The sequence below is a fragment of the Caballeronia sp. KNU42 genome, assembly GCF_053760385.1.
The window spans coordinates 695,445-710,657 of the sequence record NZ_CM132388.1 but is presented as its reverse complement, the minus strand read 5'-3'; the positions used below and the strand labels follow the sequence as shown (position 1 = coordinate 710,657).

15 protein-coding genes are annotated in these 15,213 nt (G+C 60.4%); 6 read left to right on the top strand and 9 right to left on the bottom strand.

The genetic code is table 11. The annotated features are described in order from the left end of the window. The first annotated feature begins 191 nt into the window (after positions 1-191). Positions 192-1,265, top strand: coding sequence for a porin (locus ACSOSP_RS03110; RefSeq protein ID WP_455309506.1), 1,074 nt, complete (start codon positions 192-194; stop codon positions 1,263-1,265). Positions 1,266-1,310: 45 nt separating this feature from the next. Here ACSOSP_RS03110 and ACSOSP_RS03105 read toward each other — a convergent pair whose 3' ends face one another. Next, positions 1,311-2,222: an IclR family transcriptional regulator gene (locus ACSOSP_RS03105; RefSeq protein WP_455309504.1), complete on the bottom strand. Its 912-nt coding sequence runs from the start codon at positions 2,220-2,222 to the stop codon at positions 1,311-1,313. Positions 2,223-2,747: 525 nt separating this feature from the next. Between ACSOSP_RS03105 and ACSOSP_RS03100 the strand changes: the two genes are divergently transcribed. Then, entirely contained in the window at positions 2,748-3,404 is a 657-nt protein-coding gene (locus ACSOSP_RS03100; protein WP_455310830.1) for a peroxiredoxin, read from the top strand. 193 nt (positions 3,405-3,597) lie between these two features. After that, the gene (locus ACSOSP_RS03095; RefSeq protein WP_455310829.1) at positions 3,598-4,668 is read left to right on the top strand and encodes a rhodanese-like domain-containing protein; all 1,071 of its coding nucleotides are present in this window, start codon (positions 3,598-3,600) and stop codon (positions 4,666-4,668) included. A gap of 177 nt (positions 4,669-4,845) precedes the next feature. Here the strand turns inward: ACSOSP_RS03095 and ACSOSP_RS03090 are convergent, their stop codons facing one another. From ACSOSP_RS03090 to pdxR, 6 genes are all read right to left on the bottom strand, one after another. Next, positions 4,846-6,186, bottom strand: coding sequence for a cytochrome P450 (locus ACSOSP_RS03090; RefSeq protein ID WP_455309503.1), 1,341 nt, complete (start codon positions 6,184-6,186; stop codon positions 4,846-4,848). 14 nt (positions 6,187-6,200) lie between these two features. After that, entirely contained in the window at positions 6,201-7,823 is a 1,623-nt protein-coding gene (locus ACSOSP_RS03085; protein ID WP_455309502.1) for a Dyp-type peroxidase, read from the bottom strand. Next, positions 7,820-8,758 (bottom strand): hypothetical protein, encoded by a 939-nt coding sequence (locus ACSOSP_RS03080; RefSeq protein ID WP_455309501.1) that lies wholly within the window; start codon positions 8,756-8,758, stop codon positions 7,820-7,822. The genes ACSOSP_RS03085 and ACSOSP_RS03080 overlap by 4 nt, the downstream gene beginning before the upstream one ends. A 16-nt stretch (positions 8,759-8,774) precedes the next feature. Beyond that, positions 8,775-9,422, bottom strand: a complete 648-nt coding sequence (locus ACSOSP_RS03075) for a hypothetical protein (protein ID WP_455309500.1) — start codon at positions 9,420-9,422, stop codon at positions 8,775-8,777. Positions 9,423-9,836: 414 nt separating this feature from the next. Continuing rightward, entirely contained in the window at positions 9,837-10,760 is a 924-nt protein-coding gene (locus tag ACSOSP_RS03070; RefSeq protein ID WP_455309499.1) for a diguanylate cyclase domain-containing protein, read from the bottom strand. A 617-nt stretch (positions 10,761-11,377) separates the two neighbouring features. Next, entirely contained in the window at positions 11,378-12,790 is a 1,413-nt protein-coding gene (gene pdxR / locus ACSOSP_RS03065; RefSeq protein WP_455309498.1) for a MocR-like pyridoxine biosynthesis transcription factor PdxR, read from the bottom strand. Positions 12,791-12,894: 104 nt separating this feature from the next. On the opposite strand from pdxR, the gene ACSOSP_RS03060 reads away from it, so the two are divergent. From ACSOSP_RS03060 to ACSOSP_RS03050, 3 genes are all read left to right on the top strand, one after another. Beyond that, on the top strand, positions 12,895-13,359 hold the full coding sequence (locus ACSOSP_RS03060) for a GNAT family N-acetyltransferase (RefSeq protein ID WP_455310827.1): 465 nt from the start codon (positions 12,895-12,897) through the stop codon (positions 13,357-13,359). Beyond that, positions 13,356-14,000 (top strand): FMN-dependent NADH-azoreductase, encoded by a 645-nt coding sequence (locus ACSOSP_RS03055; protein WP_455309496.1) that lies wholly within the window; start codon positions 13,356-13,358, stop codon positions 13,998-14,000. Before ACSOSP_RS03060 ends, ACSOSP_RS03055 begins: the two co-directional genes overlap by 4 nt. 64 nt (positions 14,001-14,064) lie before the next feature. Next, positions 14,065-14,496, top strand: a complete 432-nt coding sequence (locus tag ACSOSP_RS03050) for a carboxymuconolactone decarboxylase family protein (protein WP_455309495.1) — start codon at positions 14,065-14,067, stop codon at positions 14,494-14,496. Between the two features lie 209 nt (positions 14,497-14,705). Here the strand turns inward: ACSOSP_RS03050 and ACSOSP_RS03045 are convergent, their stop codons facing one another. Both ACSOSP_RS03045 and ACSOSP_RS03040 read right to left on the bottom strand, forming a co-directional pair. Further along, the gene (locus tag ACSOSP_RS03045) at positions 14,706-14,843 is read right to left on the bottom strand and encodes a hypothetical protein (protein ID WP_455309494.1); all 138 of its coding nucleotides are present in this window, start codon (positions 14,841-14,843) and stop codon (positions 14,706-14,708) included. A gap of 77 nt (positions 14,844-14,920) precedes the next feature. Then, positions 14,921-15,205: a hypothetical protein gene (locus ACSOSP_RS03040; protein WP_455309493.1), complete on the bottom strand. Its 285-nt coding sequence runs from the start codon at positions 15,203-15,205 to the stop codon at positions 14,921-14,923. Between the last annotated feature and the right edge of the window lie 8 nt (positions 15,206-15,213).

Genomic DNA, 15,213 nt, shown 5'->3' with positions numbered 1-15,213 from the left:
TCTGTTGCGCACAATCTCCAACCGCACGAATTTATTTTTTTCCCAGCTTGAAAACTGAATATACTTTCCATAGGCAAGACGTTGATCCATAGGTGGAACAAACCAATCGATCACACGACTTGAGGGAACGGGAATGCGTGGCGGGGGAAATCAAGGCCCGCGAATCAATCGAACAATTAGGAGAACGTAAGGTGAAACACATCATCGCGGCGGGGTTGATCGGAGCCGGCGTTGCATCGGGCGCGTGGGCGCAAAGTTCCGTGACGTTGTACGGCAGCCTGGACGCCGGCATTGCGTACATCAGCAATAGCGGAGGCCACGCCAAATGGATGGAAGAGCAAGGCAACATGCAGCCGGACCGCTGGGGCATTCGCGCGGTCGAGGATCTGGGCGGCGGACTGCAGTCGATCGTGGTGCTGGAGAATGGCTTCTATACGAACACCGGCGCCTTTGCGAAGAGCGGCGTCGAGTTTAACCGGCAGGCTTATGTGGGCCTCAGCTCCGACCAGTTCGGCAAGGTCACCTTAGGGCATCAAACGCCGTTTTCGTTTGACTACCTCGGGCCGCTGTCCACGGGGTATCAGGCGGCTAGCTGGTACGCGTTCCATCCCGGCAATATCGACGAACTCGCGGACACCGGCGTGGTTCCCTACGACAACTCAGTGAAGTTCACCTCGGCGAATTATCACGGGCTTACCTTCGGCGCGATGATGGGGCTGGGTAACACGACCAACTTCTCCACGGGCAAGTCGGATGGTTTCGGTGTGAGTTACGCGAACGGTCCCTTTACCGCGGCCGCGACGTATTCGAACGAACATAACCGCACGGTCTCCGTCTCGACGCTGGGCTATGTGACTTTTCAGAACCAGCCGGCCGCCACCTATACCGCCGACAAAGTCGAGAACATCGGCGCGGGTGTTTCCTACACGATCGGCAACGTGGTAACGCACGCGTTGTACACGCGCGTGAAGCTGCAATCGAATGGCGTGTCCAATCTGTTCCAGAGCTACGATGCGGGCGCGACGTGGAAGATGGTGCCGGACAACTGGATCGCGGGTGGAGCAGCCACGACCACATTCGCCGGCGCGCGCTATACGCAGTTCGAGATGGGTGACATCTATCTGCTGTCGAAGATGACGCAGGTGTATGTGAATGCGTTGTACGAGCGTGCCAGCTCAGGGGCGAATGCAGCGCTGTTCACGGCGGGTGTATCGAGTAATCGCAATCAGGTGGCGGTGCTCGCCGGGATTCATCACGCGTTCTAAAGCGAGCTGCCAGCAGGCGTCGCGCATCTACGCGACGCGGCGCTTTCACTCCGCTTTTTCGGTTCCGCGTGCAGCCAGTTGAGCGGTAGGGTCGCCGTCATAGGGCCGGTACCCCATTCGCATCGATAGTTCGATCGCCGCGCCGCACACGGCGGTAACGAGGTCGTCCTTCTCGCGCGCCGTTCCGAATTCCGAACGCGGCACCGTGACCGTCACTGCAGCGACTATGCTGCCCGAGCGTTCACGCACCGGCGCCGTCACCACCGAGATTCCGCGCTCGAACGCCCCTTCGCTCGAGCCGTATCCCTGCGATGCACACGCACGCACCCGTTCCTCCAGTTCGCTTACCGTGCCCGGCGTCCGGTCCGTGAACTGCTCGAGTCGTTTTTCCGGATAAAGCACGCGCAGTTGCGGCAAACCAAGGTCGCTCATGAGCACGTGTCCGTGCGTGGTTGCATGCGCGGGAAACCGCGTGCCGACATGCACCCTCACAGAACTGAACATGGCGTCGTGACTCTGCGCCTTGGCGACGAACACCACATCGCGTTGATCGCGGATAAGCAAGTGGGCATTCAGGCCGGTAGCGTCCCGAAGACGTTCGAGGATCGGCGCCGCGAAGTCAGTAAGCTCGAGCGAACTCAGGTATTCGAATCCAAGCCGCAGCACCGCGACGCCCAGCCTGAAATTCCGATCGTCATTGACGCGCTCCAGGAAACCCAGCGATTCGAGCGTCTGCAGCAATCGGAACGTCGTCGTGCGCGGGATGCCGATACGCTTGGACAATTCAGGCGCACCGAGGATCGGCTCGCGAGCGGAGAACTCCGCAAGGATCCGCAGGCCGCGCTCGAGGCCCGGGACCAGATAGGACGCGCCGGCGGCGGCATCCTCCGTGCTCTCGGCGGCGTCGTTCTGCCCGTCAAGAGCCGACGTTTTTTCGGTGATGGGTTGTTTGGGCATACCGTCTTACTCGGAATTTCGTCGGCAGCTATCATAACCGACGCGAATGTTGCGATCCGTCGAGCGCGCGTCGCTGATAAGAATGCGAAGCAGAGCATCGCCGATCACGTCGCCCGGGCTGCTCCCCGAGATGACGCGCTGTCGACGTGGCACGCACCGGGCCGCGAGCTGATACGTCACCAGCGAATAAATGGTGCCTTTGCTGCTGGCATTCGTGTGTGCAAACGAGCTTGTCGCCACAACGGCGGATCAGCCCTACATTTTTTCGGCAAAAAATGCCTTTTTTGTCCTACCCTATATGTGCGACTTGCAGCACGTTCCGATGCCCGTCCCGCACCATGGCTCAGGGGGCGGAAGCCTCTGAATCTGCCCCGGCCGCAAATCGTCCTCCGGCACAACACGGTGCAGCAGCCGGAGGGTAATCTCGAATGAGGCCAATCGCCTGACCAAATCCCATGCAGCCTCGGGGACGTCGCTCCGAGCGCGGCAATGGCAACTCGATGCACCGTCCAATGGAGACTGATGATGTCAATTCGACTAGGAGAAGACGCTCCCGATTTCACCGCCGAAACCACTGAAGGGGCGATCCGTTTTCACGAATGGATCGGCGACCAGTGGGCGATCCTGTTTTCGCATCCGAAGGATTTCACCCCCGTTTGCACCACGGAACTCGGATACCTGGCAGGCCTCAAGCCGGAATTCGAGAAGCGCAACACGAAAATTATCGGGCTCAGCGTCGATCCCGTCAGTGACCACGAGAAGTGGGTCAAGGATATCGCGGAGACGCAGGGCCACGAGGTCGCCTACCCGCTGATCGGCGACTCGGACCTGAAGGTCGCGAAGCTCTACGACATGATTCATCCCGAGGCGAGCGGAGGCGGCCCGCGCACGGCTGTCGACAACGCGACCGTACGCTCGGTGTTTCTCATCGGGCCGGACAAGAAGGTCAAGGCGATGCTCGTCTACCCGATGAGTGCAGGCCGCAATTTCGACGAGGTGCTGCGCCTGCTCGACGCGCTGCAGCTCAACGCCAAACACACGGTGGCGACGCCGGTGAACTGGAAGCCAGGTGAAGACGTGATCATTCCAACCTCCGTTTCCAACGATGCCGCAATGCAAAAATATCCGCAGGGTTTCAAAACCGTGAAGCCTTACCTGCGGTACGTTGCGCAACCGAAGTAAGCGCCCCTTGATTGAAGCAGCAAGCGCCAGACGGTGCAAAGTCCGGCGCCCGATGTGAGTCCGGGCGCATTCGTGTGTCCGGCACTCTGACCGGACCGCACCCAAGTTCGATTGCCCGCGGGACAGCTTGTCAACGCCCCGCGGGCACCACCCTGAAGCGCGCGCAAAAGCGGGCCGCGGAGCGAAAAACGTGTTGACCTTCCGCCAGCTATTCGACCAGCAATCGTCTACCTATACGTATCTTTTGGCGGATAGCACGACACGCGAAGCTGTGCTGATCGATCCGGTTTTTGAGCAGGTGCGCCGGGACGCTGCGCTGATCGAAGAGCTTGGATTGCATCTGCGTTACACAATAGACACCCACGTTCACGCCGATCACGTGACCGGCGCATGGATGCTGAATCGCCGCACAGGCAGCAGGATTGCGATATCGGCTGCGAGCGGCGCCGAAGGCGCGGACCGCTATCTGGGTCATGGAGACAAGGTCGAGTTCGGCGCGAGGTACCTGACCATTCGCGCGACACCGGGCCATACCGATGGATGCATCACCCTCGTACTCGACAACGAGACCATGGCATTTACCGGCGATTGCCTGTTGATCAGGGGCACCGGCCGCACGGATTTCCAGCGCGGTGATGCGCACGCCCTGTTTCGCGCGGTCCATAACCACATTTTCACGCTGCCCGCCGCGTGCCTGCTTTATCCGGCCCACGACTATCGCGGTTTGACGGTCACCAGTGTGGGCGAGGAGCGGCGCTTCAATCCGCGCCTTGGCGGTGAGCTGTGTGAAGACGATTTCACCGGATACATGACGAACCTGCGCCTGCCGCATCCGAAGCAGATCGACGTAGCGGTGCCTGCAAACCTGAAATGCGGCCTGGCGGCCAGCAATCCCGCGCAGATGACCGAGCCCGAGTGGGCGCCGCTGACATGCAGCTTTGCGGGCATCTGGGAAATCAATGCCCAGTGGCTCGAGGAAAATCTGCGTGCGGTCGAGATCGTCGACGTGCGCGAACCCGGCGAGTTCAACGGGCCGCTGGGGCGCATCCCCTCAGCTACACTTATTCCCCTGGGTGAGCTTGCCGAGCGCGCCGCTGAACTCACGAAGGAACGCGCGATTGTGACTGTCTGCCGGGCCGGCGGACGCTCGGCACAGGCCACGCTCATGCTGCGGCAGGCCGGCTTCGAGCGGGTCGCCAACCTTGCCGGCGGTATGCTCCGCTGGCGTGCGGAGGGCCGCGCTGTTGAAAACGCCAGCATGTAGCGGTCGGCCAGGCGATGTCCAATCTGATCATATTAATCGTTATCCTAAGCTTAATTCTGGCAAATCCTGACGGTTCATGGTTTCCGGCAAATCGCCAGTAATCCGAAGCACTTCTTGCACCGTTGGCATGGATAGAGTATCGACATGCAAAGGCCGGCGGAACGCAGCAAAACTGGTTCAGTGCGTCACCGTGAAATGCTGCGGGAATGGCGTTGCTTTATCCGGGTAACCGGCATCGCCGCCGGCACGAGCCAGTGGCGCGCCGGCAAGAAGCGGCGTAAGCAATGCCGGGATAATCGCGCGATTGATCACATCGCCAAAGCAGCGATGCAGGCCATAACCCCAAAGCATGTAGACACTCCAGGGCCGGTCGATGCGAAACGCGTCGGGATCGTCCACCACTGCCGGATCGAACATCGCCGACAGGTTCGAGGCCAGCACCATCGTGTCCTGCTTCACCCGGCACGCACGCGGGGTGCCCGAAGCAATTTCGCAGTCGCGCGCGGCACGGCGGTAGATCACCGGATTGACCGGATTGAACCGCAACGCCTCGAAAACGGCGCAGCCGACTGCTTGCTCATCGCCAGACGCCGCAGCCGCTTGTGTCCGAGCCAGCACATCCGGGCGATCGAGCAATCCGTCCAGCGCCTGCACGCATGCCTTCGAAATGGTCGGGATCGCGCCGATGACGAGTCCGATCATGTTGTTGCGGATGCCGGACCCCTCGAATCCCCCGGCACCGGCATCGCGCAGCGCAATGGCACGTTTGAGCACGGTGACGGGGCCACCGGGGTTAGCTTCGGCCTTGGCAATGGCCGCGTCGATGGCAGCCAGACACCTGGCTGCGCAGTCCAGCGCTTTCTTCTCGATGTCCGGATCACCCTGCAGGTCGACGAACAAATACCAGAACATGGCGGTTGACCATTCGCGAAGATCTTCAACCGAGGCGGTATCGATTCCGAAATAGCGCTGCACCATCAGCGCTGGCACGACCGTCGTCAACACCTGGGGCAGATCGATAGTGTTCGCATGATTGGCAATAATCTGCCGAGCCGCTTCGCGTGCCTGCGGCACGACGATATCAGCCACATCGCCGCGTTGCGCGGCAAGCCGCATGATCGACGTATCACGCTGGTAATCGGCATCATCCTGCATCCCGAGAAAGAAATTGGGACCGCCCGTGATCTTGCGCATCTTGGGCTCGTAGACGACCTCGAAGTCGTCTTGCCGATCCAGCACCTCGCGCACGTCGTCAGCGCGCGAGACAATCACCGTCCCGTTGCAAGGATAAGCCGTGATCAGCGTCTTGTCGGTGGCCAGATTGGGTGCGAACGCGCGCAGCGACGCGAACAGCGCACGCTGGCCCGCCGGATCGGCCAGCACGCGTTTCAGCCGCTCCTTGATGTCACCCGTGCCGCTCGCCAGCATCGAAGCGAGCTCGGCTCCGCGCAACGCGCCCTCGCCCAGCGTGTGAGCCTCGAGCTCGGTGGCATGGAACAGGTTCAAGGCAAAGGACATGAGTGCACCCTGTTTCAAGTAGGATCGGTCACGCCCATGCCGATCAGGCGCAGCGCCGTCATGCTGGGCATGAAGAAATAATCGCCGCCGCGCGTCGTCACGAACGGCGGGATGCCGCTGGCGATGAACGGGGGATTGCCCTGCGCGGGATCGGCCGCGATCACGAAGCGCGCATCCTTCGCATGACTTCCGACCAACGGGCAGGTATCGTTGCCGAGGCTGAAATCGAGACCATAGTTCAGCCATTGTTGCTGAACGAACTCGAACTGGCGCGACAAGTCGGTGCAGACGGCGAGCATGACAATGCCATGTTCACCATTGGCGTCGTTCGCGCCGCCATACGGAAGACCGCGGCGCAGGATACGCCTGCGGTTGTTGAGCGCGGAGCCGGAACGAAGCTTCGGGTTGTCATCGCCGGCATGGGGGTCGAGCATGTCACGCGTGTTCATGCGCCGCGCATGAGCCCCAACCGGACAGCCCACACCGGCCGGATCTTCGCGATAGCCGAAATCGACCAGACGACGTGCCCGCTCCGCGTTGATCGAGCCATCGAGAGGCTCCGGATATTCGTGGTTGAAGGCCTGCCAGGCGGTATGGGTGGACGCTGCCATCAGCGGCACCCCGTCCGGCCACCGGCCCGCCAGTTTCGCCATCAAGGTCTGAGACGCCTCCTCGTGCGTACCCATGCGCCACAGGCTGGCCAGTTGGGTCGCCGTGACATCGATCCACTTGCGGAAGCCTTCCACATCCTGATGCAGCTTTCGATAGGCGAAGAAGGTTCCATTGCGGCTGAAATCGAGAGGCATGGCGGCACCCGGAATCTCCTGCGCTTCATCCGGCCAGCCCAACAGGAATTCCCCGCGTGCCAGCAACGACCAATTGCCGAAGCCGTCGGATTTGCCCTGGCCGATGGCACTCGCTGCCACCTGGGCGTTCGGCACCTGCCCGTCGAAGGCCGGATCGCTGATCGCGTCGGTAAAGCCAAAATGCTCCTTGGGCGTCGGAACGACCGTGTCACCGATTTTCTGCGTGATGGCGGAAAGATCCTGCCAGCGATCGTCCGCGCCGCGATGGCCACGGCACAGCACCACACCGGCGCCAGGAGCTTCGCACCACTCGACGATCTCCTGCGCGACCGTGCCCAATGCCAGAACAGGGCTGCCGTCCTGCTGCATCTGGGCATTGAGCATGACGAGAATATGCGGATACGCAGCCGGGTCTGTCCGTGTCCATACCGGGTCCCAGTCCGCATGCGAAGCGCCGTTCGCGTTGTCGCTCAGGATTGATGCCCGGGCCTTCATACCGTCGATGAATTCATCGGGCAAGCCGCGCAGCGTGCGCGTAGGCACGCCCAAGGCTAACAGGCCCCGGAACGTGAAGGCGACGTTGATCGTCACGTCGGGCCTCGGCACGACCACCCGGCCGGTAGGCCTGCTGCGTTTGCGGGAAGGCCATCGCAGCGCCGTGGTCACGCGCGGGCGCAGAAACTCGATAAAGGCGCGTCCGCGGGCCGGATCACGCACATTGACCAGCAGGAAGCGCCCCTTCGGAAAACCTAAACGGCCATAGGCAGTGAGGATGTTGCCCTGGATATCGGCAAGCTCGAGATCTGCGACAGCGTGCTTTCTCCCGATCATGACTGGATCACTCCTGGCGCCTGGCTCGGTTGTGCGACGTTAGAGGGCTGGTGCTCGTCGACGAACCGGCCGAAGGCCGCGTGAAGGTCGGCCGGATCGACGCCTTGCTGCGCAATGGCGAAGCGCGCAAATTGCTGCTGGAGATAGAGAGACTTCAGTACCGTGCGCAGATCGGAATTGGGGGCGGTGGCAAACGGCCTGGCGCCGCGCGCCAAAATGTAGCGATACGCGACATAGCCCGAGAGGGCAAGCGATAGCGCAAGAGCAACCAAACCCCACCACCCCGCCTCGCACGCGACAAGAAGTGTCATTGCAGCCGTGAAAACCCCGATCGCTATCCCGATCCGCGCCAGCGAAATCGTCGGCAATGGCGGCGGCGTGATCCAATAATCGTTGAAAGGCATCGTCGTCTCGACCTGGCAGCGCCTGATGTATCGCGCAAAATCCTCGCCATTCTTCACTGCCTCGAAGCCATAGCAATGGCGATAAATCGCGGCCAGCTCGGCGCCCATCACGTTCCACAGGTTGACGAGGTAATCATGCAGGCTGCCATCCGCGTCGTTGGCCCGATCGGTGCCGGGATCGAAATCTACTGCCCAAAGCAGCCACGCAGTCGACACATTATCGACATGCTGATCCGCGAGAAGGTCAGTCTTCCTGATTGCATCAACGATTGAGTCGACCGGAACGCGGCCATTGAACGCAGGCTGGTCAATCACCACGAAGCGGGCGAAGTGCGTGTGCTGGCAGCGCGAGAAGGGGCTTTCACGCCCCCCGGCAACGCACGCGGCGCTTTGCGCTGCAGTAGGCAGCGTCGCGAGCACTTCCCGCAGCGAGGAAGTGGGGGACGTCACCCTGCCGGCCGCATCCTTCCAGGGATCGACCTGCACCGGCGACATCACAGTAAGGAAATAGTGACCACCGTCAAGGTTCAAGACAGGCTACCTCTTGCTAGGGCCAGGCACGATCGATGAAAGCTTGCCGGTTGATGTCCGCATTGGCCGTGTCATTCGATGCCACGGGCGCCAGCCCGTGCGTGCCGAGATCGTTCTGCACCGTCACCAGTGCGGTTCGATACGTTTGTGCAAAAGCCGCGGGAGAAAGTTGCGCATGTTGCCCAGTCAATTCGAGCAGTTTTGCCCGCACGCGTAGCGCTGCCTTGATGTCGCGCTGGGCGGCGCCGGGGGTCGCGTTATAGTAGTAGTCCGTATCGATCTGGTTTGCGCGAATGTAATCCTTGAACGGCGTGATCGGAATCGAATGCGGATACTTCGTGCTGGCATACCAGAACAGGTCGAGGCCACTGGGAATACCGTCCGCAAAGGCATCGATATATTGGTCCCACGTCCCATTGAAATTACTGACGAACAGCATGTAATCATTGGCGAGGCCGGACTTGGGTTGCCCCAGATCGGGCCAGTCCTGCTGCCGAATAAACACCCAGCGTGCGAAATGGATGATCGACAGGCCGAGAAGTCCACTCAGCGATGACGGAAGCGCCCGCGCGATCATGAACAGGAAGCGGTTTATCCATGTCCGATGCGGGGGCATGGGCGTAACCACGTTCATTGCATAGGCCTTGCCTGCAACATTCGACATTTCCCCGTCCCCCGTCTGGCCTCACCGGTGCTTTTGCCGCCGGGAGGCTGGTCCTTCGAATTCGTACCAACACCATTCAACAGCCAATCCTCAATCCTCAATCCTGCTACTCAGTTGGTTGATTCAGGTGTTTGGCCGCGACCTTGGCGTTTTCCACGCCGCACAAGCAATCACCACCACGCACGAGATGGAGTTGGTTCGCAGTGCTCGTTGTCGAAGGAAATCAGGGTAAGGTGAACGTAGGTTGAATTAAATTCTTTTTGGGGAACAATATCAAGTCCCTTTTTCTCTTTGGAACAGCGCCCCTCAATTCCTCGCGGTGGGCTCATTGCTTCGGCACTGCAAGAGATCACTGCGCCTGGTGAAGGCAACGCTTACGCGGGTTGAGCCCGGCGACGACCAGCTCCGTTCCCCTCACGTGCGCTCCCCCGTACGCGCCCCCTTTCGCATCCGCTTGGCTTCGTACATGGCCTGATCGGCCCGGTCGATGAGGGCTGTCATCTCGATGCCATCGTCAGGGAGAACGGCGGCGCCGACACTGATATCGAGGTCGAGCGAGCGGCCCTCGAACTCGAACGGCTGACGAATTTGCTCCACAATGCGCAAGCCGAGGCTCTCGGCATCGGCCCTTGAGTTGATACTCGGCAGGATGACGCCGAACTCGTCGCCCCCCACGCGCGCCACCGTATCCGAGCACCGTGCCGTTCTGTTCATACGTAAGGCCGCCTCCCTGATCGCCGCATCGCCCGCACGGTGGCCGTAGCGGTCATTGATGGGTTTCAGGTCGTTAAGGTCAAGATTAAGAATCCCAAGCGTTCCCGAAGACCGCTGGGCCAGGTGAATCGCCTGCCGCAGACGGTCGTAAAACAGCGCGCGGTTTGGCAAACCCGTTAGTGAATCACGCGTAGCCAGAAGATAAAGCTCGCCGGTTTCGTACCTGGCAGCGTGAAACATGGCCGCAGCGATCAGTTCAGACATCAGTTCCAGCGCGCGAATATTGTCGTCAGTGAACGCGTTGGCCGTTCTCCCCACGACCTTCAGTACGCCGACCGTTGTATCAACATGTCTGAGCGGGGTCACGATCATCGAGCGCAGCCCAACGCGCCGACAAGCCTCCCGGTCGACGCGCGGATCGGTTTCCGAGTCCTCGCATCGAAGGATGTCGTTAGTCTCCACGCACAGGCCCGACAGGCTGCCGGTGCGCTTGAGCCGCAAACCCAGCAACGTGGCGGCAATGCCCGAACTTGCGCGGTAGACCATTTCATCGCCCTCGGCAAGCTCGACGACCGCACCATCGGCCTGCGTCAGTTGCTGGACTCGCTCGGTGACGAAGTTCATGACGCCACCAAGATCCAGTCCCAGTTTGGCGATTTCTGTCTGCGCCCTCACGATCGCGAGAAGCGTCTCACTGCTAGGGGCGGCGTCGCTGAAGACTGTCGGCAAGGGTCTCTCCGTGGGCAAGTTGCTCGGCAGCATTTTACGGGACAAAGAATTCGATGGCCGATCCGCGAATGGCTCAACCCACCTTACCGAGTATTCCAAGAAGAGGGCTTGGCGGCTTGCTCTACAGGTACTGTCCGGACACGGCCATGCCGAACTGGCGAGCCGCGTGTACGATAGGAGCAGTCATCCAATGAGTTCGAGGAGCGCCATGAAAGCGGTGTGCCCGCTGCACGGGCCAACGACCGTCATCAGCACGAACGCGTACGGGTTTCCCGTGTACGCATGCTGCTGCGAAGTCGCGCCCTATGTAACGCCCCCGGACGCATGTACGAGGTCGCCGACGCAACGCGGATCTGACCGGCAGCAGCAACCCCAACAACCGAGGGCGAGAAAGGAATGACACTGACGATCAGCCTGCTGCCCGTGTGCTGACCGACAATAGGTGGACATATTGCGGCGCAACGCTGCACTGGCTTTTCAGTGTCTGCTCCGGCCGCACTCTGCGCTTCCGGTCAGAAAGCGCTAACGAGCGTTCGAGACAATGCGCTCGCCTCTTCAGCGGACCGGACATTGGTGAATCCTGTCATCAGCCCCCGGTTCGATGTCCCGCCGGCATACCAGGTCGACAGCGCCTGCACCGACAATCCAAGGCTTCTTGCACGCAACGCAATCGCAGCATCGTCGGATCCGCTTTCGAGCATCGCAAGGAGATGCATGCCGCCGGCTTGCAGACGAATTTGCGCGCGCGTACCCAATGCGGCGCCCAGCGCACCGCCAAGCATCGCGCGGCGATCCGCGTAGACGCTGCGCATTTTAGTGATATGCCGCGCGAAATAGCCCTCTTCGATGAACCTTGCCAGGGTCGCCTGAAGCAAACGCGGACACTGATTCTGCATTCGATCAGCGGTTTCAACGAACCGCGCCACCTGCTCTTGCGGCACCACCAGATACGACAAACGCAAGCCCGGCGCGAGCACCTTGCTGAAGGTGCCCGTGTACAGCACTCTGCCCGCGCTGCCTGTATCGAGACTCTTCAACGCGGGAAGCGGCCGCCCTCGATACCGGTATTCACTGTCGTAATCGTCTTCAATGATCCAGCGCTCGCCCGCTCTTGCCCAATCCAGCAACGCGTATCGGCGTGAAAGAGATAACGACACGCCCAGCGGACTTTGGTGACTGGGGGTGACCAACGCAAAACGTGCGTTCGCGTCCATCTTGATACCGGCCTCGACATCCAGACCGTCGTCATCCACTGGAACCGCCAGCAGCTTCATTCCCGCATTGGTGAGGAAACGCCGCGCCATGAGATAGCCGGGGTCTTCAAACCAGCATGCGTCGCCACTGCGCAATACAGCGCGACAGATCAGATCCAGGCTGGCGCGATATCCGGCACATATGAAAACCTGATCCGGCGAGCAGGCAACGCCGCGCGATACGCCCAGATACCCGGCAATGGCCGCACGCAGCGGCGCATGCCCCTGCGGATCGGGATAAATCAGATCCTGGAGCCCGCTTTGGCGCATCTCGCGCGCCGCCAGGCGGTTCCAGACCTTGCCTGGGAAAAGATCCAGCGCGGGAAGGCCCATCTGCAGAGGCAGCGGCATGGTGCCGGTATGTTCCGACCACGGCGCAGTCTCCTGCACGACGCCGGCCTGCCCAGCCAACCCGGGCAATCTGATTTGTGGCGAGACCACCGTACCGGCCGGCCCACGGGCGATCAGATAGCCCTCGCTGATCAAGATTTGATAAGCCGATTCAACAGTACCGCGTGCCAGATTCAATTCCGACGCCAGTCCCCGCACCGACGGCACGCGGTCTCCCGGACGCAACACCCCGTCCGCGATGGATTGGCGAATACGCAGATAGATCTGGCGGTAGATCGGACCGTCTGTTGCGGCGTTGATGGGGCTGAATGGAAGCGTCATGTCCTGCTCGTCATGTCCTACTCAAATTCTCGTTTCTTGGCTCTATAGAGTATGACATCGATCGAATAAAGTACGCCAACGATGACAAACAAAGAGGTAGAGCGATGGCGCCGGTCATGAAACTCCAGGAATTGAACAACCCCATGCTGCAGCGGGCAGGCTTCGCGCTGATGCGCGAACTGCGCCCACACCTGAGCGACGAGGCCGCGTTCAGCGAACAGATCGCGCGTCAGTACGCGCACGGATATCGGCTGCTTGGCGCCTATATGGATGAGCGGATCGTGGGCCTGATCGGTTATCGCGCAACGGAAAACCTCATATATGGCCGCTTCGTCTATGTCGACGATCTGGTCATCGACGCAGCCGAGCGTCAGCAGGGTCTCGGTGCATTCCTGATCACAGCGGTGCGCAACGAGGCGGCGCGCCTGGGATGTCATCACCTTGTCCTGGATACCGGCCTTCATATGGCATTGGCGCAGCGCTTCTACTTCCGTCAGGGCTTGTTGGCGCGCGGCATGCATTTTGTCCAGCCGTTGCCTTTGAATCAACACCAGCAGGATGTGGCATGAACGACTTTTTATTCTTGAGCGCGAGCCCGAATCAACAGGCTTCGCACGCCTACCGGTTTGCCGACGCGCTGCTCGAAACGCTTGGCGAAAGACATCCTGGAATGAGCGTGAATCGACGCGACCTCTCGGCGAATCCGCTGCCGCCGCTGAGCACCGCGTACGGCGCGGCGCTGACAAAGCGCACTCCCTTCGATGACCCCGCGTTTCGGCAATCGGAGCTGTTGATCAATGAGCTGGAGCGCAGCCGCCACCTGTTGATCGCCACGCCGATGCACAACTTCACCGTGCCGGCAACGCTTAAGTTGTGGATCGATCACGTGCTGCGGATTGGACGCTCTTTTTCGGCAGGTCCCGAAGGCAAAGTCGGTCTCCTGGCCGATCGCCCGACTTACATCATCGTGAGTTCTGGTGGTTTTCACCAAGGGCCACAAGCGCGACAGCCTGATTTCCTGTCTGACTATTTGCGACATGCATTGCGGACGATTGGCATTACTAATAGTCACTTTATCTATCTGCAGGGACTGGTCGGAAGTGAAGACGCGGTGAGCGCCGCATTTTCGAGCGCGCGACAGCAGTTATCACAAACGCCACTCTTTGCCGGCGTTAAATCCGAGTCGACCACGTCGATGCAGTCAGCATGAACTTGTCGCTTCACCTCGTTCCGTCTTTTTCTACCGCCTTTTTCTACACCTTCAGAGTCTGATCATGAGCCAACTTCGCCTTCCTTTTACGACACTCTCTCCCGCCGCTTACCAAGGTCTTGTGGCGACCAGCAAAGCACTTTCCGAAAGCAGCCTTGGCCAACCCATGGTTGAATTGATCTATCTGCGTATCTCGCAGATCAATGGTTGCTCATTCTGCTTAAGCAAACATTCGTCGTCACTGCGCGAGTCCGGTGTCGCGCAACGCAAGCTCGACCAACTCGCGGGTTGGCGTGTCAGCGAGCTGTTCGATGCACGGGAACGCGCCGCGCTCGCGTGGGCCGAGACGTTGACGCACGTCGCCGAACAAGGTGCTCCCGATGAACGCTACGCCCCGCTGAAGGCGCTCTTCTCCGATGCGGAAATCTCGGATCTGACATTGGCCATCGCGTTGATGAATGCGTTCAATCGTCTCGCTATCGGGATGCTGCTGTAGGTATTGCGATTATTCGCGTACGAATCCGAACGGCTTCGCTTGGCGGATGTGAAGTGGAAAGCCGATTTTCGCGACTAGCGGGGCGACTGGCGGGGCGCTGCGCTACGTCGTTCGACCTGAGGAGATCGAGTAGCTGAAGCACGCGTCGCGATTCGATGTGGATGGATGCTGTCTTGGGCGGCTGCTGGCGTCACCGCCCATGACATCAGTTAGTGACAGCGGTTATGCCAGTGGCCATGCACCTTCACCTTGTGGCATACGCGGTGATGGTGATCCTCTGCGAAAGCGGATGAAAACGCGCCAAGCGTGAGCGCGGCGGTGATGACGGCGAGAATGGTCTTTTTCATATGACTATATAAAGTGGAGGGGAATCGAAATCCTAGCAGCGTCAGATTACAGTCCCGCATAGCGCGCGAGACGTCGTTCAATCGTCCATCGGGTGATCGTTCGGATGCAAAAAGATGGCCTTGAGAGAATCGCTCATCGGCAACCCGAGCGTGATGCCCTGGGGAGCAATTGGCGACATGAACCACGTGTTGTAAAGCGACTGGCCGCGGCCACTTGTTTCGAGCCGTGCGATGGTTCGATCGACTACCGCCTCGAACGGGGCATCACCCTTGGGAAGCATGCACGCGATCGCTTCATGCGTTTGCGGCTCCCCGGCGATCACGTAGTCGTCTGGCCGGTGCGCGGTCGCTGGCGAGCACATCGGCATCC

Bases quoted from the DNA above. Each gene is read 5' to 3' on its own strand.
- ACSOSP_RS03105 (WP_455309504.1), bottom strand. From the start codon at position 2,222: ATGCCCAAACAACCCATCACCGAAAAAACGTCGGCTCTTGACGGGCAG.
- ACSOSP_RS03100 (WP_455310830.1), top strand. From the start codon at position 2,748: ATGTCAATTCGACTAGGAGAAGACGCTCCCGATTTCACCGCCGAAACC.
- ACSOSP_RS03090 (WP_455309503.1), bottom strand. From the start codon at position 6,186: ATGTCCTTTGCCTTGAACCTGTTCCATGCCACCGAGCTCGAGGCTCAC.
- ACSOSP_RS03085 (WP_455309502.1), bottom strand. From the start codon at position 7,823: ATGATCGGGAGAAAGCACGCTGTCGCAGATCTCGAGCTTGCCGATATC.
- ACSOSP_RS03075 (WP_455309500.1), bottom strand. From the start codon at position 9,422: ATGTCGAATGTTGCAGGCAAGGCCTATGCAATGAACGTGGTTACGCCC.
- ACSOSP_RS03070 (WP_455309499.1), bottom strand. From the start codon at position 10,760: ATGAACTTCGTCACCGAGCGAGTCCAGCAACTGACGCAGGCCGATGGT.
- pdxR (WP_455309498.1), bottom strand. From the start codon at position 12,790: ATGACGCTTCCATTCAGCCCCATCAACGCCGCAACAGACGGTCCGATC.
- ACSOSP_RS03060 (WP_455310827.1), top strand. From the start codon at position 12,895: ATGGCGCCGGTCATGAAACTCCAGGAATTGAACAACCCCATGCTGCAG.
- ACSOSP_RS03055 (WP_455309496.1), top strand. From the start codon at position 13,356: ATGAACGACTTTTTATTCTTGAGCGCGAGCCCGAATCAACAGGCTTCG.
- ACSOSP_RS03050 (WP_455309495.1), top strand. From the start codon at position 14,065: ATGAGCCAACTTCGCCTTCCTTTTACGACACTCTCTCCCGCCGCTTAC.
- ACSOSP_RS03045 (WP_455309494.1), bottom strand. From the start codon at position 14,843: ATGAAAAAGACCATTCTCGCCGTCATCACCGCCGCGCTCACGCTTGGC.
- ACSOSP_RS03040 (WP_455309493.1), bottom strand. From the start codon at position 15,205: ATGTGCTCGCCAGCGACCGCGCACCGGCCAGACGACTACGTGATCGCC.